The 24991-nt window shown below is 72.5% G+C and carries 23 protein-coding genes and 3 pseudogenes; 7 read left to right on the top strand and 19 right to left on the bottom strand.

The window, feature by feature from the left end; translation table 11 throughout:
* Positions 1 to 2: 2 nt before the first annotated feature.
* Positions 3 to 1673, bottom strand: a complete 1671-nt coding sequence (gene betA / locus ACGFZN_RS16755; RefSeq protein WP_393859198.1) for a choline dehydrogenase — start codon at positions 1671 to 1673, stop codon at positions 3 to 5.
* 152 nt (positions 1674 to 1825) lie between these two features.
* On the opposite strand from betA, the gene ACGFZN_RS16750 reads away from it, so the two are divergent.
* Positions 1826 to 2623: an IclR family transcriptional regulator gene (locus ACGFZN_RS16750; protein ID WP_393859197.1), complete on the top strand. Its 798-nt coding sequence runs from the start codon at positions 1826 to 1828 to the stop codon at positions 2621 to 2623.
* A gap of 81 nt (positions 2624 to 2704) precedes the next feature.
* Here the strand turns inward: ACGFZN_RS16750 and ACGFZN_RS16745 are convergent, their stop codons facing one another.
* The 9 genes from ACGFZN_RS16745 to ACGFZN_RS16705 form a co-directional block, all read right to left on the bottom strand.
* A complete protein-coding gene (locus tag ACGFZN_RS16745; RefSeq protein ID WP_393859196.1) occupies positions 2705 to 3838 on the bottom strand; it encodes an aromatic ring-hydroxylating dioxygenase subunit alpha in 1134 nt (377 codons plus the stop codon).
* A 130-nt stretch (positions 3839 to 3968) separates the two neighbouring features.
* The gene (locus ACGFZN_RS16740) at positions 3969 to 5132 is read right to left on the bottom strand and encodes an NAD(P)/FAD-dependent oxidoreductase (protein WP_393859195.1); all 1164 of its coding nucleotides are present in this window, start codon (positions 5130 to 5132) and stop codon (positions 3969 to 3971) included.
* The gene (locus ACGFZN_RS16735; protein ID WP_393859194.1) at positions 5129 to 5491 is read right to left on the bottom strand and encodes a bifunctional 3-phenylpropionate/cinnamic acid dioxygenase ferredoxin subunit; all 363 of its coding nucleotides are present in this window, start codon (positions 5489 to 5491) and stop codon (positions 5129 to 5131) included. The genes ACGFZN_RS16740 and ACGFZN_RS16735 overlap by 4 nt, the downstream gene beginning before the upstream one ends.
* A 254-nt stretch (positions 5492 to 5745) precedes the next feature.
* Entirely contained in the window at positions 5746 to 6378 is a 633-nt protein-coding gene (locus ACGFZN_RS16730) for an MBL fold metallo-hydrolase (protein WP_393859193.1), read from the bottom strand.
* The gene (locus ACGFZN_RS16725; protein WP_393859192.1) at positions 6378 to 7463 is read right to left on the bottom strand and encodes an S-(hydroxymethyl)mycothiol dehydrogenase; all 1086 of its coding nucleotides are present in this window, start codon (positions 7461 to 7463) and stop codon (positions 6378 to 6380) included. The genes ACGFZN_RS16730 and ACGFZN_RS16725 overlap by 1 nt, the downstream gene beginning before the upstream one ends.
* Positions 7464 to 7657: 194 nt before the next feature.
* A complete protein-coding gene (locus tag ACGFZN_RS16720; RefSeq protein WP_393859191.1) occupies positions 7658 to 8077 on the bottom strand; it encodes a CBS domain-containing protein in 420 nt (139 codons plus the stop codon).
* Positions 8078 to 8135: 58 nt separating this feature from the next.
* Complete coding sequence (locus ACGFZN_RS16715) at positions 8136 to 8360, bottom strand: DUF5133 domain-containing protein (RefSeq protein ID WP_393859190.1); 225 nt, start codon at positions 8358 to 8360, stop codon at positions 8136 to 8138.
* 202 nt (positions 8361 to 8562) lie between these two features.
* Positions 8563 to 8859, bottom strand: coding sequence for a hypothetical protein (locus ACGFZN_RS16710; protein WP_360569810.1), 297 nt, complete (start codon positions 8857 to 8859; stop codon positions 8563 to 8565).
* An 88-nt stretch (positions 8860 to 8947) separates the two neighbouring features.
* Positions 8948 to 10069: a CapA family protein gene (locus ACGFZN_RS16705; protein ID WP_393859189.1), complete on the bottom strand. Its 1122-nt coding sequence runs from the start codon at positions 10067 to 10069 to the stop codon at positions 8948 to 8950.
* Positions 10070 to 10267: 198 nt separating this feature from the next.
* On the opposite strand from ACGFZN_RS16705, the pseudogene ACGFZN_RS16700 reads away from it, so the two are divergent.
* Positions 10268 to 11084: pseudogene (locus ACGFZN_RS16700) on the top strand (SAM-dependent methyltransferase).
* Between the two features lie 76 nt (positions 11085 to 11160).
* On the opposite strand, the gene ACGFZN_RS16695 reads toward ACGFZN_RS16700, so the two are convergent.
* From ACGFZN_RS16695 to ACGFZN_RS16680, 4 genes are all read right to left on the bottom strand, one after another.
* On the bottom strand, positions 11161 to 13908 hold the full coding sequence (locus tag ACGFZN_RS16695; RefSeq protein ID WP_393859188.1) for a bifunctional YncE family protein/alkaline phosphatase family protein: 2748 nt from the start codon (positions 13906 to 13908) through the stop codon (positions 11161 to 11163).
* 7 nt (positions 13909 to 13915) lie between these two features.
* Entirely contained in the window at positions 13916 to 15280 is a 1365-nt protein-coding gene (locus ACGFZN_RS16690) for an ABC transporter permease (RefSeq protein ID WP_393859187.1), read from the bottom strand.
* A complete protein-coding gene (locus tag ACGFZN_RS16685; protein WP_393859186.1) occupies positions 15277 to 16341 on the bottom strand; it encodes an ABC transporter ATP-binding protein in 1065 nt (354 codons plus the stop codon). Before ACGFZN_RS16685 ends, ACGFZN_RS16690 begins: the two co-directional genes overlap by 4 nt.
* A 173-nt stretch (positions 16342 to 16514) precedes the next feature.
* Complete coding sequence (locus ACGFZN_RS16680) at positions 16515 to 17492, bottom strand: asparaginase (protein WP_393859185.1); 978 nt, start codon at positions 17490 to 17492, stop codon at positions 16515 to 16517.
* Between the two features lie 249 nt (positions 17493 to 17741).
* On the opposite strand from ACGFZN_RS16680, the gene ACGFZN_RS16675 reads away from it, so the two are divergent.
* The 3 genes from ACGFZN_RS16675 to ACGFZN_RS16665 all read left to right on the top strand — a co-directional run bounded on the left by ACGFZN_RS16675 (position 17742) and on the right by ACGFZN_RS16665 (position 20628).
* Positions 17742 to 18968, top strand: coding sequence for a glucuronyl hydrolase (locus tag ACGFZN_RS16675; RefSeq protein WP_393859184.1), 1227 nt, complete (start codon positions 17742 to 17744; stop codon positions 18966 to 18968).
* Positions 18969 to 19022: 54 nt separating this feature from the next.
* Complete coding sequence (locus ACGFZN_RS16670) at positions 19023 to 19502, top strand: diadenosine tetraphosphate hydrolase (protein WP_393859183.1); 480 nt, start codon at positions 19023 to 19025, stop codon at positions 19500 to 19502.
* Between the two features lie 217 nt (positions 19503 to 19719).
* Positions 19720 to 20628, top strand: coding sequence for a hypothetical protein (locus tag ACGFZN_RS16665; RefSeq protein ID WP_393859182.1), 909 nt, complete (start codon positions 19720 to 19722; stop codon positions 20626 to 20628).
* A 48-nt stretch (positions 20629 to 20676) separates the two neighbouring features.
* On the opposite strand, the gene ACGFZN_RS16660 is transcribed toward ACGFZN_RS16665, so the two are convergent.
* Positions 20677 to 21261, bottom strand: a complete 585-nt coding sequence (locus ACGFZN_RS16660) for a hypothetical protein (protein WP_393859181.1) — start codon at positions 21259 to 21261, stop codon at positions 20677 to 20679.
* A gap of 151 nt (positions 21262 to 21412) precedes the next feature.
* Between ACGFZN_RS16660 and ACGFZN_RS16655 the strand changes: the two are divergent.
* A pseudogene (locus tag ACGFZN_RS16655) lies at positions 21413 to 21523 on the top strand (alpha/beta hydrolase); the annotation flags it as partial.
* Positions 21524 to 21601: 78 nt separating this feature from the next.
* Positions 21602 to 21883 (top strand): annotated as a pseudogene (locus tag ACGFZN_RS16650) (SDR family NAD(P)-dependent oxidoreductase); the annotation flags it as partial.
* 140 nt (positions 21884 to 22023) lie between these two features.
* On the opposite strand, the gene ACGFZN_RS16645 reads toward ACGFZN_RS16650, so the two are convergent.
* The 4 genes from ACGFZN_RS16645 to ACGFZN_RS16630 are packed head-to-tail and all read right to left on the bottom strand — an operon-like array spanning position 22024 to position 24833.
* Positions 22024 to 22524, bottom strand: a complete 501-nt coding sequence (locus ACGFZN_RS16645) for a hypothetical protein (protein WP_393859180.1) — start codon at positions 22522 to 22524, stop codon at positions 22024 to 22026.
* 58 nt (positions 22525 to 22582) lie between these two features.
* Positions 22583 to 23440 carry a biotin-dependent carboxyltransferase family protein gene (locus ACGFZN_RS16640; protein ID WP_393859179.1) on the bottom strand — a complete coding sequence of 286 codons (858 nt, stop codon included), beginning with the start codon at positions 23438 to 23440 and terminating at the stop codon, positions 22583 to 22585.
* Positions 23437 to 24084, bottom strand: a complete 648-nt coding sequence (locus tag ACGFZN_RS16635; RefSeq protein WP_393859178.1) for an allophanate hydrolase subunit 1 — start codon at positions 24082 to 24084, stop codon at positions 23437 to 23439. Before ACGFZN_RS16635 ends, ACGFZN_RS16640 begins: the two co-directional genes overlap by 4 nt.
* On the bottom strand, positions 24081 to 24833 hold the full coding sequence (locus tag ACGFZN_RS16630; RefSeq protein ID WP_393859177.1) for a LamB/YcsF family protein: 753 nt from the start codon (positions 24831 to 24833) through the stop codon (positions 24081 to 24083). Before ACGFZN_RS16630 ends, ACGFZN_RS16635 begins: the two co-directional genes overlap by 4 nt.
* Between the last annotated feature and the right edge of the window lie 158 nt (positions 24834 to 24991).

Raw genomic sequence — 24991 nt, 5'->3', positions numbered from 1 at the left:
GTTCAGCCGGCCTGCTGCTGGGCGTCGCGGTGCCGGTAGTAGGCGACCTTGGACGGGGGCAGCGGCTCGTTGCCCAGGATGAGGTCGGCGGCCTTCTCGGCGATCATCATCACCGGTGCGTAGATGTTGCCGTTGGTGACATAGGGCATCACCGACGCGTCCACCACGCGCAGGCCGTCCAGTCCGTGCACCCGCATGGTCAGCGGGTCGACGACGGACATCTCGTCGGTGCCCATCTTGCAGGTGCAGGACGGGTGCAGGGCGGTCTCGCCCTCCCTGGCGACCCAGGCGAGGATCTCCTCGTCGGTCTCGACGGAGGGTCCGGGCGAGATCTCGCCGCCGTTGTAGGGGGCGAGGGCGGGCTGGTTGAGGATCCTGCGTGCCACCCGGATCGCCTCCACCCACTCCCGGCGGTCCTGCTCGGTGGACAGGTAGTTGAAGCGCAGGGCGGGCTTGACCCGCGGGTCCCGGCTCTTGATCTTCACCGATCCGATCGCGTCCGAGTACATCGGCCCGACGTGCACCTGATAGCCGTGGCCGCCGGCCGGCGAGGAGCCGTCGTAGCGGACGGCGACCGGCAGGAAGTGGAACATCAGGTTGGGGTACTCCACGTCCTCGTTGCTGCGGGCGAAGCCGCCGGCCTCGAAGTGGTTGGTGGCCGCGGGGCCCTTGCGGAACAGCCACTGCAGCCCGATGAGGGGGGCGCGCCACTTCGCCATGTACGGCTGCATGGAGACCGGCTGCGTGCAGGCGTACTGGACGTACACCTCCAGGTGGTCCTGCATGTTCTCGCCGACGCCCGGCAGGTCGTGCACGGCGTCGATGCCGAGGGCGGAAAGCTCGGCGGCGTTGCCCACGCCGGAGAGCTGCAGCAGCTGCGGGGAGTTGATGGCGCCGCCGCACAGGATGACCTCGCCGGCGCGGACCTGCCGGACGGCGCCCCTGCCGCGCCGGTACTCGACGCCGACGGCCCGCTTGCCCTCGAAGAGCACCCGGGTGACCAGGGTGCGCGTCTTCACGGTGAGGTTCGGCCGCTTCATCGCGGGGTGGAGGTACGCCTTGGAGGCGGACAGCCGGCGCCCGCGGTGGACGTTGCGGTCGAACTTGGCGAACCCTTCCTGCCGGTAGCCGTTGACGTCGTCGGTCGGCGCGTAGCCCGCCTCCCGGGTGGCCTCGAGGAAGGCGGTGAACAGCGGGTTGGTGGCGGGGCCGCGCTCCAGGACGAGGGGGCCGTCGTGGCCGCGGAACTCGTCGTCGGGGTCGGCGGCCAGGCAGTTCTCCATGCGGCGGAAGTACGGCAGGCAGTGGGCGTAGTCCCAGGTCTCCATGCCGGGCCCGGACGCCCAGCGCTCGTAGTCCATGGGGTTGCCGCGCTGGAAGATCATGCCGTTGATGCTGCTGGAGCCGCCGAGCACCTTGCCGCGGGCGTGGTAGATGCGCCGGCCGCCCATGTGGGGCTCGGGCTCGGACTCGTACTTCCAGTCGTAGAAGCGGCTGCCTATGGGGTAGGTCAGCGCGGCGGGCATGTGGATGAAGACGTCCCAGGGATAGTCGGAGCGGCCCGCCTCCAGGACCAGCACCCGGTTGGCGGGGTCGGCCGAGAGCCGGTTGGCCAGCGCGCTGCCGGCCGATCCACCGCCGACGATGACGAAGTCGTACTGCAAGTCAGCCATGGTGCCTCGTCTCGCTCGCGCCTTGTGATGTGCGGGGCATGCTATTACGGGTGCCGCTATACGCACCAGGTTGCGAACAACGCAACTTGTAAGATCTTTGTGCACGCCGCGTTACTTGCAGAGGTGTTGTTTACTCCGCGTATAGTTCCGCTATGAGCAACTACAGTCCGGATACCGAAACGCAGGGTTCACCGCCCGGCGGAGTGCAGTCCGTCGACCGGGCCATCAGCGTGCTGGAGATCCTGGCCCAGCGCGGCGAGGCCGGTGTCAGCGAGGTGGCCGCCGAGATCGATGTGCACAAGTCGACCGCCTTCCGCCTGCTCGGCGCCCTGGAGGCGCGCGGCCTGGTGGAGCAGTCGGGCGAGCGGGGGAAGTACTCGCTCGGCTTCGGCATCGTACGCCTGGCGGGCGCCGTCACGGGACGCATCGACATCACCCAGCAGGGCCGCGCGGTGTGCGAGCGGCTCGCGGAGGAGATCGGTGAGACGGTCAACATCGCCGTGATGCAGGAGCACTATGCGATCAACCTCTACCAGGTGCGCGGCCAGTCCGCCATCACCGCGCACAACTGGGTCGGCCAGCTGACCCCGCTGCACGCCACCTCCAGCGGCAAGATCATGCTGGCCCACCTGCCGGCCAGGGAACGCGCCGCGCTGCTCTCGGAGGCCGGCCTGAAGAAGCTGACCCCGCACACGATCACCGCGAAGACGAAACTGGAGAAGAACCTCTCCGAGGCCCGGGAGCGCGGTTACGCCTGGACGCTGGAGGAGCTGGAGATCGGCCTGCACGCCATGGCCGCCCCGATCCGGGACCGGGAGGGCCGGGTCATCGCGTCGATCAGCGCCTCCGGACCCGCGTACCGGTTCACCGAGGAGCGCATGCACGAGCTGGCTCCGCTGCTGGTCAAGGGCGCGGAGGAGATCAGCCACCGGATGGGATACCTCGGCTGACCGCCCCGTGGGCGACCGCCGTACGACCGCCCGAAGGCCCGCGTACGCCCCCCGCGCGGGCCACGGTCGCCCGCCGCCGCGTCACCGCGGCCGCGGCGTGCCGAGACGCTCGTTCACCCAGTCGTGGAAGGCGCCGATGTGGTGCTCACTGGGCACGAGCACACCGCCCTTGGCGTACATCCGCGAGCTCATCCCGGGCTGGGTGCGTTCGCAGGCGTCGAAGTCCTGGCGGTTGACCCGGTCGAACAGCTCCACCGAGCGGCTGACGTCCTTGCCGCTCTCCACGACGTGCGGCAGGTAGAGCCAGTCGCACTCGACGACCGTGCGGTCGACGGCCACCGGGTACATCCGGTGGAAGATCACATGGTCGGGCACCAGGTTGATGAACACCTGCGGCTTGACCGTGATGGCGTAGTAGCGGCGGTCCTGGTCCGCGGAGACCCCGGGGATGCGGTCGAGGCCCTCGGAGCCGTCCACGGTGAAGCCCTGGATCTCCTCGCCGAACTCCGCGCCGTGCCCGACGTAGTACTGGGCCGCGTAGCCGTCGGCGAACTCCGGGAGCACCTCGGTGAGTTCGGGGTGGATCGTGGCGCAGTGGTAGCACTCCATGAAGTTCTCGATGATGAGCTTCCAGTTGGCCTTCACGTCGTAGACGATCCGCCTGCCCACCGACAGGTTCGCGATGTCGTAGCGCTCGATCGACTCGGTGTCGCCCAGCCGCTCGACCACCGCCCCGATCACGTCCTCCTCGAAGGAGGGCGGGTTCTCCGCCAGGCACACCCAGACGTAGCCGAGCCATTCGCGGACGGCCACGCTCACCAGGCCGTACTCCGTGCGGCCCACGTCGGGCATCTTGGTCAGGTTGGGCGCCGCGACGAGCTTGCCGTCCAGGTCGTAGGTCCAGGCGTGGTAGGGGCACTGGAAGGCGCGCCTCACCTCGCCCGTCTCCTCGGTGCACAGCTTGGCGCCGCGGTGCCGGCAGACGTTGAAGTAGGCGCGGACGGAGTGGTCCCGGGCCCGGGTGAGGAGGATGCTCTCGCGGCCCACGTCCACGGTGCGGAAGGCGCCGGGCCTGGCCAGTTCGGAGGCGCGCGCGACGCAGAACCACATGGCCTCGAAGACGCGCTCCTGTTCCTGGGCGAAGACGGCGGGGTCCGTGTAGGCGGAGCCGGGGAGGGTGGCGATCAGGCTGTCCGGCAGGCTGGTCGAGGTCACGGTGCACTCCTCGGGGGAACGTCGTGGATCGGCAGGTCACGCGCCGGGAAGAGCGACTCCGGTCAGCGTTGTGTATGAAGCAACACTGCGTTCGATGTGCAACGCAGCATGAGGTGGCGCCGGGGTGGTGTCAAGACGCGGCGGCGGCGAACTGCTTGCGCCGGCGGGTGAACAGCCGCGGCTGGTTCATGCCGAGCACGGCGACCTCCCGGCCGTCCTTGCGGTAGACGGCCAGAAAGCTGCGGTCGTCGACCGAGCCCTCCTCGACCGTCACGCTGTCGGCGCCGGCGGCGTGCCCGACGAACTGGATCTTCACGCCGTACTGGTCGGACCAGAAGTACGGCGGCCGGGGCGCGGCCGGTTCGATCGCGCCGTGCGCGAGCAGCGCGGCGACGGCGGCGTCCGGGCGTTCCAGGGCGCCGGTCCAGTGCTCGACCCGGCGGTGGAGCCCGGTGTGCGGGTCGTACCAGTTGGCGCAGTCGCCCACGGCGACCACCCCGGCCACGCTGGTCCGGCCGTCGGCGCCGCACTTCACGCCGTTGTCGAGGGCGACGCCGGATCCCTCGAGCCACTCGACGCAGGGGCGTGCGCCGACGCCGACGACGACGGTGTCCGCGGGGACGGTGCGTCCGTCCTCCAGCAGCACGGCCTCGACCCGGCGCTCTCCGTTCAGCCCCTTGACCCCGACGCCGCACAGCAGGCGCACACCGTGGTCCGCGTGCAGGGCGGAGACGACCGCGCCCATGGTCTCGCCGAGCGGTCCGGCCAGCGGTGTGCGGGCCGCCTCGATCACGGTCACGTCGCGTCCGAGGGCGTACGCCGTGGAGGCGACCTCGGCGCCGACGAATCCGCCGCCGATCACCACCACCCGTCCGCCGCGGGCGAGGTCGCCCCTGAGGGCGCGGGCGTCGTCGAGGGTGCGCAGCACGTGGACGCCGGCCAGGCCCTCGGTGCCGGGCAGGGTGCGGGCGGCCGCGCCGGTCGCGATGACCACGCCGTCGGCGCGTACCGCACGGCCTTCGGCGAGCCGGACGGCCCGCTCGGCGCGGTCCAGTCCGGTGGCGCGGACGCCGAGCAGCCACTCCGCCCGCAGTTCGTCGTCGTCCGTCTCCAGCGCCAGGTCCGCTTCGCCGATGGCGCCGGCCAGGAACTCCTTGGACAGCGGCGGCCTGTCGTAGGGGCGGTGGGGCTCGTCGCCGACGATCACCAGCCGGCCGTCGTACCCCCGTTTCCGCAGCGAGCGCGCGGCCGACAGACCGGCCAGCGAGGCGCCCACCACGGCGACGGTCCTCACGCGGGGCCTCCGGCCAGGCGGGCGGCGACGCACGGCGGCAGGTTGGGCGCGTCGGTGGAGAGCCGCACGTAGATCATGCCGTCCTCGACGACGACCTCGTGGGTGCGGACGGGGAGCTTGGCCGGCGGTGCGTCCACGGCTCCGGTCCTCAGGTCGAACTTCGAGGCGTGCAGCGGGCATTCGACCTCGCAGCCCTCCAGCCAGCCGTCGGCGAGCGACGCGTCCTGGTGGGTGCAGGTGTCGTCGATGGCGAAGAGTTCGCCGTCGTCGGTGTGGAACACCGAGACGGGCGGGTCTGTGTCGAGCCGGTGGGCCTCGCCTCGCGGCAGATCCGCGAGACGGCACGCGGGAATCATCATGACACCTCGGTGCGTATAGCGAAACGGATTGCATTAAGCGCAACGCCAGTCTGGGGCCGCCCTGAAGGGATGTCAAGGCGTGCGCGAGGCGGTTCGCACGGCGCTTTCCGAGCCTCGTCCGGGCAGCCGGAAGCGCCCTCGAAAGCGCAGGTCAGCGGGCAGATCGACGACCTGTACGGGGACAGCGACGGCCCTGCCCCGGTGCCGTGACGCTTCGGTCCGTCACCGGGGCAGGGCCGTCGGCCGCCGGGCGGTCAGTGACCGCGTTCGATCCACTCCTGCAGATGCGGCGCCTCGGCGCCGATGGTGGTGGTGTCGCCGTGACCGGTGTGCACGACGGTGTCCTCGGGCAGGGTGAGCAGCCGCCCGCTGATGGAGCGGATGATGGTCGGGAAGTCGCTGTACGACCGTCCCGTCGCCCCCGGGCCGCCGGAGAACAGGGTGTCGCCGCTGAAGAGCGCGGAGAGCCGCGGGGCGTACAGGCAGACGGCCCCCGGGGCGTGTCCCGGGGTGTGCAGCACGGTCAGCTCCACGCCGGCGACGGACAGCCGCTGCCCGTCGGCCAGCTCGCCGTCGGGCGCCCGGTCGGGGTGGGTCTGTTTCCACAGCGGCAGGTCGTCGGGGTGCAGCAGGACCGGGGCACCGGTGCGCTCGGCGAGTTCGGGTGCGGCGTCGATGTGGTCGTTGTGGGCGTGGGTGCACACGATCGCCCGCAGCGCGCGTCCGCCGACCGCCCGGGCGACGGCCTCGGCGTCGTGGGCGGCGTCGATGACGACCGCCTCGGTGTCGTCGCCCACGATCCACACGTTGTTCTCGACGTCCCAGGTGCCGCCGTCGAGGGTGAACTGCCCGCTGGTGACGAGGCGTTCGATGCGCGCGCCCGGCATCAGAACACCACCACGGAGCGCAGCACGTCGCCGCCGTGCATCCGCTCGAAGGCCTTCTCCACCTCGTCCAGCTGGATCGTCTCGGTGACGAAGGCGTCCAGGTCGAGCCGGCCCTGCAGATACAGGTCGATCAGCATGGGGAAGTCACGGGAGGGCAGGCAGTCGCCGTACCAGGAGGACTTCAGGGCGCCGCCGCGGCCGAAGACGTCCAGCAGCGGCAGTTCCAGCTGCATCTCGGGCGTGGGGACGCCGACCAGGACGACGGTGCCGGCCAGGTCGCGGGCGTAGAAGGCCTGCCGGTACGTCTCGGGGCGTCCGACGGCCTCGATGACGACGTCGGCGCCGAAACCGCCGGTCAGCTCGCGGATCGCCTCGACCGCCTCGGTGTTCCTCGAGTTGACGGTGTGGGTGGCGCCCAGCTTCCTGGCGGTCTCCAGCTTGCGGTCGTCGATGTCCACCGCGATGACCTTCGCCGCGCCGGCCAGGCTCGAACCGACGACCGCGGCGGCTCCGACGCCGCCGCAGCCGATCACGGCCACGGTGTCCCCGCGTCCGACGTTCCCGGTGTTGATGGCCGCGCCGATGCCGGCCATCACCCCGCAGCCCAGCAGCCCGGCGGCGGCAGGCGAGGCGGCCCGGTCGACCTTGGTGCACTGGCCCGCCGCCACAAGGGTCTTCTCCGCGAAGGCGCCGATGCCCAGGGCGGGCGACAGCTCGGTGCCGTCCGCCAGGGTCATCTTCTGCTTCGCGTTGTGCGTGTTGAAGCAGTACCAGGGCCGGCCACGCAGACAGGCCCGGCAACTCCCGCACACCGCACGCCAGTTGAGGATCACGAAGTCACCGGGCGCCACGTCGGTGACCCCGTCGCCGACCGCCTCCACCACACCGGCGGCCTCGTGGCCCAGCAGGAACGGGAAGTCGTCGCTGATGCCGCCCTCGCGGTAGTGCAGATCGGTGTGGCAGACACCGCAGGCCTCGATCTTGACCAGCGCCTCGCCCGGACCCGGGTCGGGCACGATGATCGTCTCCAGACTGACGGGGGCGCCCTTGCTCCGCGCGACGACACCGCGGACCTGCTGAGTCATGGCCACTCCTCGGCTCACAGAGGGGCGAGATGTTGCCTATTACGGCACACCTCTCACGTTTCGCAACACAGCATCGCGGAGGCCGAAGCAGCGGTCAAGGATCCGGCACGAGGGAACAGGCAGCGGGCGGCAAGGCGGCACCCGGGGCCGGACGCGGTGACATCCGGTCCCGGGCGCCGGCCCCTGTGCCGCGCTCAGGCGTAGACGTGCTGCACGAATTCGGCCAGCTGGCCGCGGTCGAGGTGCCGGGCGATGTCGGTCTCGCTGATCATGCCGATCATGCGCTTGTTCTCGACCACCGGGAGACGCTTGATCTGGTGGCCCTCCATCTCCCGCAGCGCCTCCGAGATGTCGGCGCCCGCGTCGATCCAGCGCGGCGTCCCCTCGCACAGGTCGGCGCAGGTCATCCGCGCCGGGTCATGGCCCGAGGCGACGCACTTCACCACGATGTCGCGGTCGGTGATGATGCCGACCATCCGGTCGCCGTTGTCGGGGTCGCTGACCGGAAGCGCGCCCACCTCGTGGTCCCGCATCATCTGTGCGGCGCGGTCCAGCGTCTCGTACCGGGGGATCCACTGGGCCCCCGGGTGCATGATGTCCTTGGCAGTCGTCATCGCTCGTCCTTCCATGTGGAGCGCGCGGAGCGGCCGGGCGCGCGAGGCCCGGACGCCGTCAACGCGTCACGGGAGTACGCCGGTTCCGCTCGCGCAGATAGGTGACCAGATCGGTGCGCAGGTACCGTCGGGCGGCGTCGGCCGCCTCGCGTGGGGTGCGCTCGCCCATCAGCACGCACAGCGTGTAACCGCAGTCCTCGAAGGCCGCGCGGGTGGCGAGGTCGGCGGGCGCCGCGACCGCGGCCCGCTCGCACACCAGGTAGCGCCGCAGCTGACGGAACACTTCGGATCTGGACGGTAGCAGCATGACCCAGGTCACCGCCCCAGGGACTCGGCGGACTCTCCGACAGTGGTGACGCCGCTGCCACGGCGCAACGGCGCGCATCCTTCACCCCGAACAAGGCCTTCAGCCATCGTGCACCCGCCGTATGGCGATGTCTTGTTGGGCTTTCAATCGGTGGCCCGGCGAGTACCGGGGAGGTGGGTCATGCCGGTCCGAGCGTGGTCGTGTCCCGCGTCCCGCGCCGCCAGGGAGTGCGCGGGCGGCGGTGACGGCGCCGGTGCGCGGCGCTCGCCGACATCATGGCCAGCCCCAGACAGAAGATCAGCGCCAGCGCGAGGCCCGAGCTGAACAGCGCGAGCCCGTTCATGCTGGCGATGTCGTGACCGAGGACGGAAACGGTGTACTTGGGCCCGCCCGACAGGTTGCCGAGGATCGCCAGGGCCGTGAAGGCGCCCGCACCCGCGAGCAGGAGCAGTCCGAGGAACAGCATGCGAGTCATCTCCTCAGGAAACGTCTGCCGACGCCTCGGGTACCCGCGACGCCGAGCCCGTACCGCGCGCCATGCCGGCTCGGGCGTCCGGGGAGCACTACGCCGGCCCGCACGCGCGCCCTGTCCCGAGAACGAGCGTGCCGTCGGCCGTGAGGCCGATGCGGACGCCGTGGCTGACGCGGTCGAGGGTCGAGCGCAGCCAGGCGCGGTCCTGCTCGCCGGCGGACTCCAGCCGCATCCGCCGCGCCTGGAGGGGGAACATCCGCAGCCCGGCCAGGGCGCCCGTGTCCGCCTCCACGGAGACCAGGTAGCCGAGCCGGAGGTCGTCGCGGTACTCCTCGTAGCCGGTGATGCCCTCGTAGTCGTCGATGAAGTCGCCGCAGCCGTAGAGGATCAGCCGGTCCCGGTACACCTCGACGGGGCGGGGGTGGTGCGAGGAGTGCCCGTGGACGACGTCGACGCCGCCGTCCACCAGGGTGCGCGCGAAGCGGATCTGCTCGCGGGGGACGCCGTAGCCCCAGTTCGACCCCCAGTGCACGGACACCACCGCGATGTCGCCCGGGCGCCTCGCCCGCCGTACCCGCCGTACGCAGGACTCGGCCGCCGCGGCGGACGGCTCTCGGAGGAAGGCGACGCCCGGCCGGTCCGCGGTGGCGGCCCAGTCGGGCGGGATGCCGCTGGACAGGGCGCCGAGGGCGAAGACCAGGACGCGGCGGCCGGGGCCGGCGGGGACCGCGGCGGGCGCGAAGGCCTGGTCGGCGTCGCGTCCCGCGCCCACGGCCCGCAGGCCCGCGCCGGCGAGCGAGTCGAGCGTCTCCTCCAGGCCGGGCCGGCCGAAGTCCAGCACGTGGTTGTTGGCCAGCACGCACACATCGGGCCGGGCCACCGTCAGGGCGGGCAGGTTCGCCGGGTGCATCCGGTAGTGCACCGCCTTGCCCGGCGCGAACGCGTCACTGCGGGTGACGGCCGTCTCCAGGTTCACGATCCGGGCGTCCGGGGCGGCCTCGTCCAGCAGCCGCAGCGCCTCGCCCCACGGCCAGGCGGGCGCGACCGGTGCGGGAACCGGGCCGCCGGCCGCTTCGGCCAGCTCCACGTAGGAGCGGGCGTCCGTCACCCAGCCCTCGCACAGCACCGGGTCTCCCGGATGCGCGAGGATCTGGTCGACGCCGCGCCCCAGCATCACGTCACCGCAGAGAAACAGCGTCACCACGCCGCCCATGTCCTCCACCCTAGGCGGCTCGGCCCGGGGTGGGGACGGTGTGCACCGCGGGCGTCGTCGGCCGACGGTACCGCGGCCGGGGTCGTCGTGGCCCGGGTTCCCCGAACTCACGGGCGAGCAGCGGACGTTGGGACGTAGGTTGGGCGGTGAACGATCGACACCACGATCCACGCCATGGACGAAAGACGGACCCGCCTGATGACCGACCCCACGACGACGCCCGAGCCGCCGATCGGCCAGAAGATCGACACGTCGGTGCCGCACTCCGCCCGCATCTGGAACTACTGGCTCGGCGGCAAGGACAACTACCCCGTCGACGAGGCGGCCGGTGACGCGTACACCGCGGTCTTCCCCGGGATCGTGACCATCGCCCGCAGCAGCCGCGCGTTTCTGCGCCGCACCCTCACCTATCTGGTCCGTGAGGCGGGGATCCGCCAGTTCCTGGACGTCGGCACGGGGCTGCCGACCGCCGACAACACCCATGAGGTCGCCCAGCGGCTCGCTCCCGAGTCGCGGATCGTGTACGTCGACAACGACCCGATGGTGCTGGCGCACGCCCGCGCCCTGCTGTGCTCCACCCGGGAGGGCGCGACGGCGTACATCGACGCCGACGTGACCGAACCGGACCGGATCCTCGAGGCCGCCGCCGGGACACTCGACCTCGGCCGTCCGGTCGGGCTCGTCCTCAGCAACATCCTGGGACACGTGGCCGACCACGCCCGGGCGCGCGCGATCGCCGGCCGCCTGATGGACGCCCTGCCCTCCGGCAGCCACCTCTGCGTCAACGACGGCTCACGCGGCGTCGACCCCGTCTTCGAGGAGGCCCAGTACGGCTAACAACCGCAGCGGCGCCGTCCCGTACCACCTTCGTACCGTCGCGGAGATCACCGCGTATTTCGACGGCCTGGAACTCGTCGATCCCGGCGCCGTCTCCGTCACGCAGTGGCGCCCGGACCCCGGCTCCCGCGCCCCGGAGATCATCGCGGAGCACGGAGGCCTGGCCCGCAAGCCGTAGCCGCGCGCGCCGGTGAACGACGAGGACCCCCGGCGGGCGCATGGCCTGCCCGGGGTCCTCGGCGCATCAGGGCGCGTCAGCCGTCGGACTCCGCCGACGGGATGTAGGCACCCGGCACGTCGTTCGGTGCGTAGATCTTCTTCTCACCGGGGTACGGCGTCTTCCAGTTGTGCGTCATGTACCAGGTGTAGTGGTTCATCTGGGCCGGGTTGGCGAAGTCGGGGATGGCGTGGGAGCCGGTCAGGTGCTGCTTCGACTTCCAGCCGTCCCACTCGGCGGCCAGCTGCTTCATGTCCGCCGGGACCTTCGTCGCCGGGACGGCCGCCGCCTTCGGGTCCTGCGCCGCCGGGGTGTCCGTGCCGCAGGCGGGCGGGGTCTTCAGGCCGTCGGTCAGCGAGGTCCGGTTGGGCTGCGCCGTGAACGGCGTGTAGTCCGGGCGCCGGGTGAAGGCTCCGCGCATCGGAGTGGCCGCGCTGTCCTTCTGGTTCATCGGGTGGATCCCGAGGATCTGCTCGATGGTGCGGATCATCGTGATCTGCGAGTAGTAGTGGCTGTCGACGGCGCCGTGCTGGGCCCAGGGGCTGATGATCTGGATCGGGGCGCGGTGGCCGTCGACGTGGTCGAGACCGGCCTGGGAGTCGTCCTCGACGACGAAGATCGCCGAGTCCTTCCAGTACTTGCTGTGCGAGATCGTGTCGACCATCTTGCCGACCGCGAGGTCGTTGTCCGCGACCTGCGCCGCCGGGCTCGCCGGACCACCGGTGTGGTCGTTGGAGAGCCAGAACATGTTCAGGTTCGCCGGACCGTTCTTCTCGAAGTCCTGCTTCCAGATCTGGTACTTGTAGACGTCAGGGACATCCAGGTCGAACATCGGGAAGCCGGGCACGGACACGGAGTTGAGCGACGGTATCGCCGAACCCGTCTGGATGGGGTAGGCGGTGGGCCGGCCCGTCGCGTCCATGTTCTTGGCGTCGCAGTACAGGTTCTGCCAGGTCGCGCCGGCCGGCTTGGTCTCGGCCGACTGGAACTCGCCGAAGTCCCGCACCGTCTTGCCGGCGGCCTGCGCGCCGGTCCACAGGAACCCGGACTTCTGGTGGCCGAGGGCGTCGTTCTCGGTGTCGTAGCTGCGCTGGTACTCGCCCGCCGAGGACTCGGTGTACTCCGGGTCGTCGGCCTGCATCAGCCAGTTGTGGCCCTCGGCGGAGTTGGTGCCGATGTCGTACGTGTTGTCGTACAGGCCGAACTGCTTGGCCAGCGCGTGCTGGTTCGGCGTCACGTTCTCGCCGAACTGCGTCACCGACGGGTCGCCGTTGCCCTGCGGCATGTCGCCGAAGACCTGGTCGTAGGTCCGGTTCTCCTTGACGATCAGGAAGACGTGCTTGATCGTCGACGGGTCGCCGAGCCGCTGCGGCACCGCCACCGGCTGCGCCTTGGCGCCGCCCTTGGCCACGGACACCGAGCCGGGCGTCCAGCCGTTCTGCTGGAAGACCTTGGCGGTCTGGGCCCGGATGACGCTGTCGTCCGGCAGGGTGAACCGGGTCAGGCTCGAGGTGGTGTCGTGCGTGCCGTGGCCGCCGGCGGTGGTGGGGCGGCGGGCGTCGATGCCGCGGGTGTTCGAGACCAGCACCTGGTCGCCGACGGTCGTGATCTCGGAGGGGAAGTAGTCCGTCGGCAGCAGGCCGACGTAACTCACCGGCTCCAGCGGGCTCTTGTACCGGTAGACGGCGACCGCGTTGGCGCGGCCGAGGGTCACCAGCAGGCGGCCGTCGTCGGTCAGGGTCACCGCGTTGGGCTCGTAGCCGACCTTCGCCTCCGGCCACGGCTGGGTGTCGATGGTCTGGACGACCTTGTTCTTCCGGGTGTCGATGACCGACACGCTGTTGTCGGCGGTGTTGGTGACGAACAGCGCCTTGCCCTTGGCGTACAGCGCGGTCGGGTGCAGGCCGACGTCGATGCTGGACGGGGCCGCGGCCGGGTCCGCGAGGTCGATGACGCTGACCGTGCCGGTGGTGGTGGCGCCGGTCTTCGGGTCGGCCGGCACCTGGGTGCCGTAGGAGTTGATGGTGGTGTCGCCGGCCTTGGCCGGGCGGCCGCCCTCGTTGCTGACGTAGAGCTTGTCGCCGACCTGGACCAGGTCGCGCGGCGCGTTGCCCACGCTCCAGCTCTGCTTGACGGCGCCGGTCGCCGTGTCGATGGCGACCACCCGGTTCTGGCCGTTGACCGCGGAGTACACGGTGGAGCCGTCGGCGGAGAACACCGCCGCGCCGACCAGGGCGTGCTTGGAGCCGTCCGCCGGGATCTTGACGGCCACCGGGTTGGCGACCGTGCCGTCCGGGTTGACCGTGAACTTGGTGTAGCCGTCGGTCTGGCCCAGCCACAGCTGCTTGCCGTCGGGCGAGTACGTGGGGCCTTCCTGGCCCACGGAGTTGCTGCTCAGGCGCGGGCTCGACGTGGCCGCGGTGCCGACGACCTGCTGCACCTTCCAGTTCTTGACGTCGACGATGGCCAGTGCCGCACCGCCGTCGGTGACCGAGGCCGCGACGTGGGTGCCGTCCGGGCTGGGCGAGGACGACATGATCTTGCCGTTGTCGATGACGAGGCGGTCGCCGTAGGGGGCGATGTACTGGTCGCTGGAGATCACCTGGCCGCGGTCGGTCGTCTGGCCGACCTGGTCGGTGCCGAACTGGTGGGTCTGGGCGTAGCCGACGCCGGCGGTGACGGCGAGGACCACGGCCGTGGCGCCCACCGTGAGGGCGCTGCGGCGCCCACCTCGTCTACCGCGGAACGCCGTCTGCTCGGATCGGCGGTGGCGGGTTACCTGCATGGGAGAGTCATCCCTTCGAGGGGTGGAGAAGTTCGACGTTGCCGTCGAACTGCCAAAGTGGGTTCGGTGCGTCGCCGGTCGGGGTCCGCACCAGGAAGTAGCCGTTCACTTCCTTCGGTCCGTCGCCGTCGGCGACGAACCGCCCGTCTGAGGTGACGTCGAGCTGGTAGACGGCCGTCCCGGTGGCCTCGACGCCGGGCAGATGCCAGGACACGACGCAGCGCCAGTCGTTGCCGGGTCCCTCGGCGGCGACCCGCACGCTGCCCTTGTCGCAGGAGGCCGTGGCCTTCAGCTGCGCTTCGGTGACCGCGGGGCGGTGGAGCTCCTCGGTCTGCAGGCGGTAGAGGTGGGCGAACTCCGTGGCGAGCGAGCGCTGCACCTTCTCCTGCGTGATGCCGGAGCCGGTGGCCCCGGTCGCCGGGGCGAGGACGGCGACGGTCACGCCGGTCAGTGCCAGCAGCGGCAGGAGACCGGCGGTGACCGCGCGGCGTCCCAGTCCGTCGGCGGTCACGTGCGTGAAGTCCCGCCGCAGGAACAGCAGGTACGCCAGCGTGGTGGCCACCACGGCCCACACCAGGCCGACCCCCACACCGATGAGGAGCGGGCCGAGCTGCGCGGGACTGGTGAACAGCCCGTTCCAGGCGATGAAGGCGTAGCCGGGCAGGGAGAGGCGTACGGCGACGGGCAGCGGCAGCATCTGGGCGAGCTGCATCGCGAGCGCGACGACCGCGGGCAGCAGCAGCCCCATCGGGGACCGCCCCAGCACGATGGAGCCGAGGAGCCCGATCGCGGCGAGGGCCAGGGTCGGGGCGAGGACGCACAGCCAGGCGAGGGCGACCCTGCCGGCCGCGTCCGATGGCGTCAGCTGGTGACCGTCGAGGCCGACCAGCGGTCGGCTGCCGACAGTCACGAGGCCGCCGGCCGCGCTGGAGCAGGCCAGCCCGGCCACGAGCAGCACGATGACGGTGAGCCCGGCCAGCGCCTTCGCCACGAAGATCCTCCGGGGCGAGCGGACCGCCACGAGCAGGTGCCGCCAGGTGCCGAGCCGGTCCTCGGAGGCGAACACGTCACCGGCGACCACCGAGGTCAGCAGCGGCAGCGCCCAGGTGCCTGAGAAGCCGAGCATCACCAGCGGCCCGGCCCATCCGGTGGCGAGCATCCAGCGGCCGAAGAGGGTGTCCGAGGGGAGCGTGCTCTGCTGGCCGACCGCCGCGACGAACAGACCGGGTGCGATCCAGCAGGCGAGCACCAGCAGCCGGATCCGCCATTGGGAGACGAGCTTGACCAGTTCGAAGCGGTAGCCCCGGGCAACCGAGACACGTGCGGAAGCGGTGGTCCCTTCGGGGGCGGGTGCGGTCGCGGTGGCGGTCATCGGCCGGCCTCCTGCTGCTGGGCGTGGGTGCGCCGGGCCGAAGCGCCGGATTCCTGTCGCGGTACGGCCGCTGAGGCGGGCCGGCTCGTGCCGGGCTCCGCCTGCCCTGCACCTGAATCCGCCCTTTCCCCGTCACTCCCCTGATGCTCCGTCAGGGCCAGGAAGGCCGCTTCCAGCGGGGAGACCACGGGGGCCAGTTCGCGCAGGGCGATGCCCGACCGGACGAGCCGCACCACGAGCGCGTCGAGGTCCGGCACCAGGGCGCGTACGACGAGCACATCGTCGGCGCCGGGACGCCCCTGCTCGACGAGGCGGATCCCGGGCGTGTCGGCGGCGATGCGGCGGGCGTCCTGCGGGTCGGAGGCGATCAGCCGGTAGTCGAGTTCCCGGCTCTCGGCGGCCAGTTCGCGTACGGGGCCGGAGAACACGACCCGTCCGGTGGCGAGGATGGTGACGTCGGAGCACAGCGCTTCGAGGTCGTCCATGCGGTGGCTGGAGAGCACGACGCCGGTCCCTTCCGCGGCCAGCCGGGTGAGGACGCCGTGGACGTGCTTCTTGCCCGCCGGGTCGAGGCCGTTGGACGGCTCGTCGAGCACGAGCAGCCGGGGCTTGGTGAGCAGGGCGGCGGCGAGCCCGAGCCGCTGCCGCATGCCGAGGGAGAAGCCGCGGATCCGGTCGTCGGCGACATCGGTGAGCCCGACCTCGCCGAGGACGTCGTCGATGCCGGCCGTGCGCGCGCCGCCGCGCAGGGCGGCGAGCGCGGCGAGGTTCTGCCGGGCGGTCAGCGACGGGTAGAGGCCGGGGCCGTCGACGAACCCGGCGACTCCGTCGGGGGCGGCGTACGTCCGGCCCACCGGCGTGCCGAGGATCTCCAGCCGGCCGCTGTCGGCCACGGCCAGCCCGAGCAGGAGCCCGAGAAGCGTCGTCTTGCCGGCGCCGTTCGGGCCGACCAGGCCGTGGATCCGTCCCTGCGCCACATCCAGATCGATCCCGTCGAGAGCGACGACATCACCGAAGCACTTGGTGATCCCGCGAGCCCGGACGGCCAGGAGTGAGTCCATGAGCCCCTTCTTTCGAAAGCCTCATGGACCCTAGGGAGAGCACACCGTACGCACAGGAAGCGTCAGTTGAACGCTCACGGAACGGAAGAAAACAGCAGTCCACCGGGTCCCGGGCGGCAAGGCCGCCGCAGCCCCCGTGGCCCTGTGACCCGGTGACGCGACGTCAACGCAGGTCAGAAGACGGCACGCACCTCCCCCACCTCCTCCCCGCGGCCCAGCACCGGCGCACGGCCGACGCGCTCCAGGACGGGCGCCGTGACTCCCATCAGCCGCAGCGCGCGGGCCAGCACGGGGCCGAGGGCCCGGACTCCGCCGTCCTCGATCTTGAGGGCCAGGGCACGCCCGTCGGGCAGGGCGAGGCCCTGTACGGCCTCGGCGCCCACCTTCGCCAGGACGCCCGGTATCTCCCGCATGAGCCAGGTGTCGTGGCGGTGGGTGCCCGCGACGTACTCGGGGTGGGCGCGCATGGCGTCGGCGACCCGCTGTTCGGGGGTGCCGGGGGCGGCGAGGACGAAGGAGCGGAAGGCGCGGGCGAGTCCGGTCAGGCTGATCGCCATCAGCGGCGCCCCGCAGCCGTCCACACCGACGGCGGCCACCGGTTCGCCGGCCGCGTCCTCCACGGCCGTGCGGATGACACGCTGGAGGGGATGCGCCGGGTCGAGGTAGGACTCCAGCGGCCAGGCGCGCAGCGCGGCGGCGGCCAGCATCGCCGTGTGCTTGCCGGAGCAGTTCATGGCCACTCGGTCGCGCCGGCCGCCGGCCGCGAGGCAGGCCTCCTGCTCCTGCTGGTCCAGGGGGAGCGCGGGCGGGCACCGGAGGTGATCGGGGGTGAGCCCGTGCTCCTTCAGCATCGTGCGCACCAGGTCGCGGTGGAACGGTTCCCCGGAGTGGCTCGCGGCGGCCAGTGCCAGCCGCTCGCCCGCGAGGTCCAGGCCGGCCCGCAGCATGCCCGCCGCCTGCATCGGCTTGTTGGCGGAGCGCGGGAAGACGGGGGACGTGACGTCGCCGATCGCCCACTCCACCGACCCGTCCGCGGCGAGCGCCACCACGCTGCCCCGGTGGCGCCCTTCGGTGAATCCGGAGCGGACGACCTCGGCGAGGACCGGGGCGCTCGGCGTGCTGGCGGTGGGGGTCGTGGCGGGCTGAGTCATCGGCGGGTCACCTTCCTGACGGAACCGGGGCCTGACGGGGCGGCCCGCACGGCATGTCCCGGGATCGCCGGGCACACGGCCGGATGAGCGGGTGCTGCGCACGCTACCCGCGGCCGCTCCTCGGCCGGCAGGCGGGCCCGGCCACCTTTATTCACGAACATGAACATCACACACATGGCTGTACGCGCGGGCGTCCGCCGTGCCAGACTCCCTCAACGTCCCTGCGGCACCGCTGACTTGGAGGCGTCCATGAGCATTCCCCGGCGCACCGTGCTCACCGTGGCGGCCGCCGCCACGGGCACCGCCGTCGCACCCGCACAGGCGGCTCAGGCGTCCGGCGACCCGGTCCCGGCGCCCACCGTGCGGGCACTGCGCGCCGCCGCCGACTACGCGGTGGAGAAACTGCGCGCTGTCGCGCCCGGGGTGACGGGCTTTCCCGTCGGCACGAAGGCCGAGAAGTGGGTCTACTCGCAGGGCGGTGACTGGGTCGGGGGATTCTGGCCGGGGACGCTGTGGATGGCGTACCTCCACAGCGGGGACGGCGTGTTCCGGACGCTGGCCCTCGACTCCGCCCGCCGGCTCGCCCCGCGCCGGTACGACACCACCACCCACGACCTCGGATTCCTGTTCACCCCGTCCTGGGTCACCGCCTGGCGGCTGACCGGCGACGACTACTGGCGCGCGGGCGCGATCGAGGCGGCCGGCTCGCTCATCCGGCGCTACAACCCCCGCGGCCACTTCATCCGGGCCTGGGGAGCGCTGGACGACCCGGTCGACGCGGGCCGGGTCATCATGGACACCATCATGAACCTCGACCTGCTGGCGTTCGCCAGTCGGCAGACGGGAGACGACAGGTATCTCCGCATCGCCGTGGAGCACGCCCGGACGGCCCAGCGGGTCTTTCCCCGCCCGGACGGCTCGACACTCCACGTCTTCGACTTCGACCCCAGCACCGGCGCCCCGATCGGCCCCGGCACGGTCCAGGGGTACAGCCCGGATTCCTGCTGGTCCCGCGGACAGGCCTGGGGCATCTACGGGTTCACCACGATGTACCGCCGGACGGGAGACCGGCAGTTCCTGACCACGGCGTGCAGACTCGCCGACTTCGCGGTCGGAGCGCTGAGCCCGGACCACGTCCCCGTGTGGGACTACCGCGCACCCCAGGCGCCGTACGACGTCAAGGACGCCTCGGCCGGTGCGGTCATGGCCTGCGGGCTGCCGGACCTGTCCGCCGCGGCCGGCCGGCCCGGCTACCGGCAGGTGGCCCTGCGGATCCTCACCGCGCTGGCGCAGACCTGCCTGACCCGGACCTCCACCCGCGCGCAGGCGGTCGTCGCCCGCTGCACCCGCAACCGGCCGGCCGAGGACGGAGTCGAGATCTCCCTCCCCTACGCCGACTACTACCTGCTGGAAGGCATCCTGCGCGTGCTGCGGCCGCGGGACGTCGACCGGGCGATCGACCTGTCGGCGGTCTGAGGCGGCCACCCGGCTCACTCCTCCGCCGTCAGGGACAGGCCGTAGGTTGGGGCGATGAGCGACGACTGGCGTGACGACCGGATCGGGGCTGCCCTGCGGGGCGCGAACCCGACGGTGCTGCGACGGCTGGAGGCGGGCTTCGCGGCGATCGGGGACGTGCAGTTCCTGCCCGGCTACTCGGTCCTGCTGGCCGACGAGCCGGGTGTGGAGCGGCTGTCCGACCTGCCCAGGGCGAGGCGGCTGGCGTTCCTGTCCGACATGGAGCGGCTCGGCGAGGCCGTGGAAAGGGCCTGCCGGCGCCTGGATCCCGCCTTCCGGCGGGTGAACCTGGAGATCCTCGGCAACACGGACCCGTTCCTGCACGCCCACGTCTGGCCCCGGTTCGAGTGGGAGCCGTCCGAACTGGTGGGCAAGCCGGTGTGGCTGTACCCGCCGGAGCGGTGGCGCGACGAGCGGTTCGCGCTCGGTCCGCGGCACGACGCACTGCGGGACGCGATCGCGGGCGAACTGGACCTGACTGCCCCGGCCGCCTGACGCACGTGTGCGCCGGCCGGACAGCGGGGAGGTATGTCCGTGTTACACCCCTGTGACAGCGAACGGACGATTCGAAGATCCGGAGCTGTCAGGCTCTGCCTGGAACAGAGCGGCAGACCATCGCGTGGCCTTCAGCCGACAGGGCGCCGACCGAGCGGCTCTGACACACAAGCAACCGTACGACCCGACCAGTCGACGTTCCTGGGGGAATGCACTCATGACCACCCGCACCCGCACCGTGGCGGCCGCCATCGCCGTGGCCGCCGCCGTCACCGGTTCCGCCCTGCTGGGCGTCACCGGCGCCGCCTCGGCCGCCACCGGTGCCTCGCACGGCACCCTGACCATCAGCAACGGCACCCGGTACGTGCTGATCAACGGCCACAAGGTCGACTTCAAGGTACCCGTCCGCGACCTCGCCTGGTCCCCGGACGGCAAGAAGGCCGCCTTCGTGGACGGCTCCGGCAACCTGGACATCGCCGGCCCCGACGGCAGCGGGCGTGTGGTGGTCGCGAAGAACCCGGGCAACCAGAACTGGTCCCACCCGACCTGGCAGGTGGCCGCGAAGGACACCCGCTACAACATCCCCGCCAAGGACAACCTCATCTTCGCCGCCCGCGCCAAGGGCGTCTCCCGGCTGAAGTACATCTCCGCCAAGGCCGTGCACGGCACGCCGAAGACCCTGCCCCTGAACGGTTCCCCCGACCCGGACGGCGCGGTCCCGCAGACCGGTAACGTCTGGCCGAACGCGGCCGGCCACTACGGCACCTCGGTGTACGCCAACGCCGACACCGGCGCCGTCTACATCCGCGACGACTACCTGCGCCAGCAGGGCGGCAAGCTCGCCAAGGGCTCCCAGCCGGCCCTGTCCCCGAACGAGGAGGAGGTCGTCTTCGTGCGCTCGGTCGCCGGACACGACCACGTGCTGGTCGAGGACTTCATGCACGGCAACCACGTCAAGGACCTCACCCCGCACGCCACCACCGACTACACCGAGCCCGCCTGGTCCCCCGACGGCAGGACGCTCGCGGTGCGCACCCCGTCCGGGACGGTGACCCTGCCCGCCGACGGCTCGGGCCATCCGACGAAGGTCACCTCGACGGTCGGACTGGCGGCGTACCGCCCCTGACACCGTGTCGGGCGACGGGCCGGGCGCGTCCGGGGCGCGGAGTACGGGTCACTTCGCGGTACGGGCGAGCTCGGCCCGCAGCTCGTCCAAGTGGGCGTCGGCGGTGTCGTGCGGCAGGAACTCGACCACGTCGAGGAACCGGAAGAGCACCCGGCTGGCGGTGACGGCGTACTCGTACGCGCCGAAGCCCACCACCGCGCCCATCGTGCCCCGCACCGCGCCCCGCACCACATGCGCGGTCAGGTCGTCCGGTTCCTCCGCCGACATGCCGCGCCGGGCGTTGGGCCGGGCCAGATACGGGCACACCATCGACGCGTACAGCATGCACGCGCGGTGCCCCGGCCCCTCCAGGGTCGGCGCGAGATTGCGGTAGGGCCGCCCCGCGGCCAGCGCCGCGCCGATCGCCGCGCTCTCCGCGGCCCCCACCACCCGCCATACCGGGCCCTGCGGCATGCCCTGGTTGCACACCGAGCACAGCCGTCCGCGGGCGCACGCGGCGCTGCGTTCGTAGTCGGTGAGCGCGAACTGCGGCTCCTCCCCTTCCCAGGGAGTGATGGCCGGCACCGGATACCCGCGCGCGTCACGGGGCCGTGCCTCGACCGCCGCCGGCATGGGAACGCTCTCGAATCGCACAGCCAATGCCTACCAGCACCAGCGGCTCCCGGCCAAGGCGGGGCGGAGCGGACGGTACGTCAGGCGGTGCTGCTGTACCACCTGCACGGCGGCGGAATGATCACAGGCAACGCGTGGTCCGTGCTGCCGCGGCTCCTGCGCGAGTCTCTGGGTGGCGACGCGCGCGGCCGGCCTGGGCGCCGACTCCGATCGCACCGTCGTCGGCGGGAAGAGCGCCGGCGGCGGGGCCTTCGCTCTGCTCACCCGTGGCCGTCGCGGCCCCCGCCCGGCCGGGCAGCTGCTGCTGTGCCCGATGCCGGACGTCCGACGCGACGGCGTGGCAGACGCCGCTGCACGACCAGTACGGCGGGCGGTGAACAGCCTGACCGAGTCGGCCGCCGTGACGTACGGCCCCGAGGGCATCCGCGTCAACGCGATCGCGCCCGGCGACACGCTGACCGAGATGATCCGGGCCTGGGAGGCGGAGTCCCCCGGGCTGCAGGACCGGCTCACGGCGCTGACCCCGCTGCGCCGCGGGGCCGCCTCGGACGAGATCGCCGAGGCCGCCGCCTGGCTGCTCAGCGACCGTGCCTCCTTCGTGACCGGGACGGTGCTGCGGGTCGACGGCGGCGCGCGCGCCTGAGCACGCCGGGCGCGGGCGTCAGCACGGCGCCGCCGGCCTGTCCGTGCTGCCCCGGCCATGTCGACGTGGGGTCGGCCGAACTCCGCGTCTGGACGGGCGCCTTGCACTGCTTCGGCGCCCGTCGCCCCCCGCGGTGGACCTCAGCGTGGGCGCCTGCGACGCCCGCATCCGCCGGCTGCGGGGCGTCCTCGCGTGGACGTGATGGCGCCGTAGGTGACCAGGCCGTAGGCGAGGTGGGGCAGCGCGTCGGCGGTCCAGTCGGCGGGCGACCAGGTGCGGGGGTCGCTGACTCCGAGGGCGGCCATCGGCGCGTCGGTCAGCGTCATGGCCAGGGCTCCGGTCAGCACGCCGCCGAGGCAGGGGTGCGGGCGCAGACCGGCGCGGTGGAGCAGGGCCATGGCGGCGCCGGTCCCGACTCCGACGGCGATGCCCGCGAGCGCCCCCAGTCCGGAGAGCCGGTTGTCCCGTTCCTCCCCGTCCGGGATCCGGAGTCCCGCCTTGGTGGTGATCTTGTCCACGACGGCCTGCGGGGCGCCGCTCGACGGGCGGCCGCGCAGCGCCATGTCCAGATAGCTGACGGCGTTCAGCGCGGTGGTGCCGGCGGCCCCCGCCGCACAGCCGCGCGCGAGGCTTCGGAACATGTCGCTCCGGGTCCCCGGCCGCGCCGTGCGCCAAACGGTGCCGCCCCCACAGGCGCCGTCATCCCGGCGTGAAGCGGACCGGGGTGCCCGCCGTGGCCTGCGCGGCCGCGGCCAGGGCGTCCTCGGGGACGACCCCGATCACCGGATAGCCCCCGGTGGTGGGGTGGTCGTGCAGGAACACCACCGGGCGCCCGTCCGGCGGGACCTGGACGGCGCCGAGCACCATCCCCTCGCTGGGCAGCTCGCCGGTCGAGGCGCGTTCCAGCGCCGGTCCCTCGGTGCGCAGGCCGATGCGGTTGCTGTGCTGCGACACGCGGTAGGTCGCCGAGGCGAGGGTGCGCAGCGCGGCGGGGGTGAACCAGTCGGCGCGGGGTCCGAGTGTGAGCGGCAGGGTCAGTTCGGCGGGCGGCGCCGGCCAGGGGGCGCCGTCGGGAAGCGCGGGCAGCGGGGCGGGGGTGCCCAGCGGGAGGACGTCGCCGTCGCGCAGGGGCGCCGGGCCGAGCCCGGAGAGCAGGTCCGTCGAACGGCTGCCGAGGACCGGTTCGACGGCGATGCCGCCGGCGGCGGCGACGTACGCGCGCACCCCCGCGGTCACCCCGCCCACGTTCAGCACGGCGCCCGCGGGCACCCGTACGGGCACGCCCCAGGCCACCGACCGGCGGTCGACGGTCACCGGGCAGGGCGCGCCGCCCACGACGACGGTGAGGGCGCGGTCGGGGCGCAGGGCGCAGCCGGTCAGGGTGGTCTCCAGGACGGCGGCGTCGGGGGTGTTGCCGAGGAACCGGTTGGCCAGCCGCATCGCGGGAGCGTCCAGGGCGCCGGAGCGGGGGACGCCCAGGTGGGCGTGGCCGCGCCGGCCGCCGTCCTGGACGGTGGTCAGGGCGCCGGAGCGTACGACGGCGAGCTTGGCGGTCATGGTGTGCCGCCCTCCGGCGTGAAGCGCACGCGCGTGCCCGGCGTGAGCAGGGCGGGTTCCTCGCGGCCGAGGTCCCACAGCGGGGCCGGGTCCGGCATGGTGCCGATGAGCTGCCAGCCGCCGGGGGTGGCCCGCGGGTAGACCGCGCTGTAGGGGCCGGCGAGGGCGACCGCGCCGGCCGGGACCCGGGTGCGGGGGGTCTCGCGGCGCGGCACGTGCAGCTCGGGGGGCAGTCCGGTGAGGTAGCCGAAGCCGGGGGCGAAGCCGCAGAAGGCGACGCGGTAGGTGTAGGAGGAGTGCCGGGCGGCGACCTCGCCGGCGCCGACGCCCCACAGTTCGGCCACCCGCGCCAGATCCGGGCCGTCGTAGCGCACGGGGATCTCCACGAGTCCTCCGGTGTCGGCGGGGTGGGCGGGCACGTCCCATGCGGCGATCCTGCGGGCCAGTTCGCCGGGGCGGGCGACGCCGTCCAGCAGGACGGTCCGGGCGCCGGGCACGATCTCCTCGATAGGGGGCAGGGTTCCCGCGGCGCGGCGCCGCAGCAGCTCGGCGTGGAAGGCGGCGGTGCGCTCGGCGTCCGGCAGTTCGACGAGCAGTGCGTGCCGTCCGGCGGGGCGCACGTCCAGGGACCGGTCGTCCGTCATGCGAACGCCCCGACCTCGACCCCGGCGGCGTCGAGGGCCTCGCGCACCCGCGCCGCGATCCGGGCGGCGCCCGGCGTGTCGCCGTGGACGCACAGGGAGCGGGCGGCCACCGGGACCGTCGTACCGTCCGCGGCCTCGACCGCGCCGTCCACGGCGAAGGCGAGGGAGCGCCGGATCACCGCGTCCTCGTCGGTCACCACGGCGCCTGGTTCACGGCGCGGCACCAGGGTGCCGGCGGGGGTGTAGGCGCGGTCCGCGAAGGCCTCCGGCACGGCGGTCAGGCCGGCCTCCTGCGCGGCGGCCAGCAGGCGGGAGCCGGGCAGGCCGAGCACCGGCAGGGCGCCGCCCGCGAGGCGGACGCCGGCCACGACGGCCGCGGCCTGCTCGGCGTCGTGCACGGTGCGGTTGTAGAGCGCGCCGTGGGGCTTGACGTAGGCCACGTCGGCGCCGGCGGCCTGGGCGAAGACCCGCAGCGCGCCGATCTGGTAGGCGACCTCGGCCGCCAGCTCCTCGCCGGGCACGTCCATGGCGCGGCGGCCGAATCCGGCCAGGTCGCGGTAGGAGACCTGGGCGCCGATCCGGACGCCGCGCCCGGCGGCCAGGTCGCAGACGCGGCGCATCACGGAGGGGTCGCCGGCGTGGAAGCCGCAGGCGACGTTGGCGCTGGTCACGACGGAGAGCAGGGCGTCGTCGTCGGTGAGGGTCCAGCGGCCGAAGCCCTCACCGAGGTCCGCGTTGAGGTCGATCACATTCCGAACCTAATCGATTGTTGAACGATCCGACAAGAGATGGATTTACCGAACGCCCCCTTGTTCGATCGTTGAACGATCCCCTAGGGTCCCTGCATCCCCCACGGATCCGGGGTCCCGGATCCGTGCCACCCGGGCGTCGCGCCCGCACAACCCCA

Origin of the sequence: Streptomyces sp. NPDC048192 (assembly GCF_043202415.1) — a bacterium.
Classification (GTDB): domain Bacteria; phylum Actinomycetota; class Actinomycetes; order Streptomycetales; family Streptomycetaceae; genus Streptomyces.
This window is presented reverse-complemented; position numbering and strand designations above follow the sequence as displayed.

What these genes read in the sequence shown, in the direction of transcription:
- ACGFZN_RS16685 (WP_393859186.1), bottom strand. Translation starts at nt 16,341, where the DNA reads ATGGACTCACTCCTGGCCGTCCGGGCTCGCGGGATCACCAAGTGCTTC.
- betA (WP_393859198.1), bottom strand. Translation starts at nt 1,673, where the DNA reads ATGGCTGACTTGCAGTACGACTTCGTCATCGTCGGCGGTGGATCGGCC.
- ACGFZN_RS16640 (WP_393859179.1), bottom strand. Translation starts at nt 23,440, where the DNA reads ATGACCGCCAAGCTCGCCGTCGTACGCTCCGGCGCCCTGACCACCGTC.
- ACGFZN_RS16750 (WP_393859197.1), top strand. Translation starts at nt 1,826, where the DNA reads ATGAGCAACTACAGTCCGGATACCGAAACGCAGGGTTCACCGCCCGGC.
- ACGFZN_RS16675 (WP_393859184.1), top strand. Translation starts at nt 17,742, where the DNA reads ATGAGCATTCCCCGGCGCACCGTGCTCACCGTGGCGGCCGCCGCCACG.
- ACGFZN_RS16670 (WP_393859183.1), top strand. Translation starts at nt 19,023, where the DNA reads ATGAGCGACGACTGGCGTGACGACCGGATCGGGGCTGCCCTGCGGGGC.
- ACGFZN_RS16730 (WP_393859193.1), bottom strand. Translation starts at nt 6,378, where the DNA reads ATGCCGGGCGCGCGCATCGAACGCCTCGTCACCAGCGGGCAGTTCACC.
- ACGFZN_RS16735 (WP_393859194.1), bottom strand. Translation starts at nt 5,491, where the DNA reads ATGATGATTCCCGCGTGCCGTCTCGCGGATCTGCCGCGAGGCGAGGCC.
- ACGFZN_RS16720 (WP_393859191.1), bottom strand. Translation starts at nt 8,077, where the DNA reads ATGACGACTGCCAAGGACATCATGCACCCGGGGGCCCAGTGGATCCCC.
- ACGFZN_RS16645 (WP_393859180.1), bottom strand. Translation starts at nt 22,524, where the DNA reads ATGTTCCGAAGCCTCGCGCGCGGCTGTGCGGCGGGGGCCGCCGGCACC.
- ACGFZN_RS16690 (WP_393859187.1), bottom strand. Translation starts at nt 15,280, where the DNA reads ATGACCGCCACCGCGACCGCACCCGCCCCCGAAGGGACCACCGCTTCC.
- ACGFZN_RS16680 (WP_393859185.1), bottom strand. Translation starts at nt 17,492, where the DNA reads ATGACTCAGCCCGCCACGACCCCCACCGCCAGCACGCCGAGCGCCCCG.
- ACGFZN_RS16665 (WP_393859182.1), top strand. Translation starts at nt 19,720, where the DNA reads ATGACCACCCGCACCCGCACCGTGGCGGCCGCCATCGCCGTGGCCGCC.
- ACGFZN_RS16705 (WP_393859189.1), bottom strand. Translation starts at nt 10,069, where the DNA reads ATGGGCGGCGTGGTGACGCTGTTTCTCTGCGGTGACGTGATGCTGGGG.
- ACGFZN_RS16635 (WP_393859178.1), bottom strand. Translation starts at nt 24,084, where the DNA reads ATGACGGACGACCGGTCCCTGGACGTGCGCCCCGCCGGACGGCACGCA.
- ACGFZN_RS16710 (WP_360569810.1), bottom strand. Translation starts at nt 8,859, where the DNA reads ATGACTCGCATGCTGTTCCTCGGACTGCTCCTGCTCGCGGGTGCGGGC.
- ACGFZN_RS16695 (WP_393859188.1), bottom strand. Translation starts at nt 13,908, where the DNA reads ATGCAGGTAACCCGCCACCGCCGATCCGAGCAGACGGCGTTCCGCGGT.
- ACGFZN_RS16725 (WP_393859192.1), bottom strand. Translation starts at nt 7,463, where the DNA reads ATGACTCAGCAGGTCCGCGGTGTCGTCGCGCGGAGCAAGGGCGCCCCC.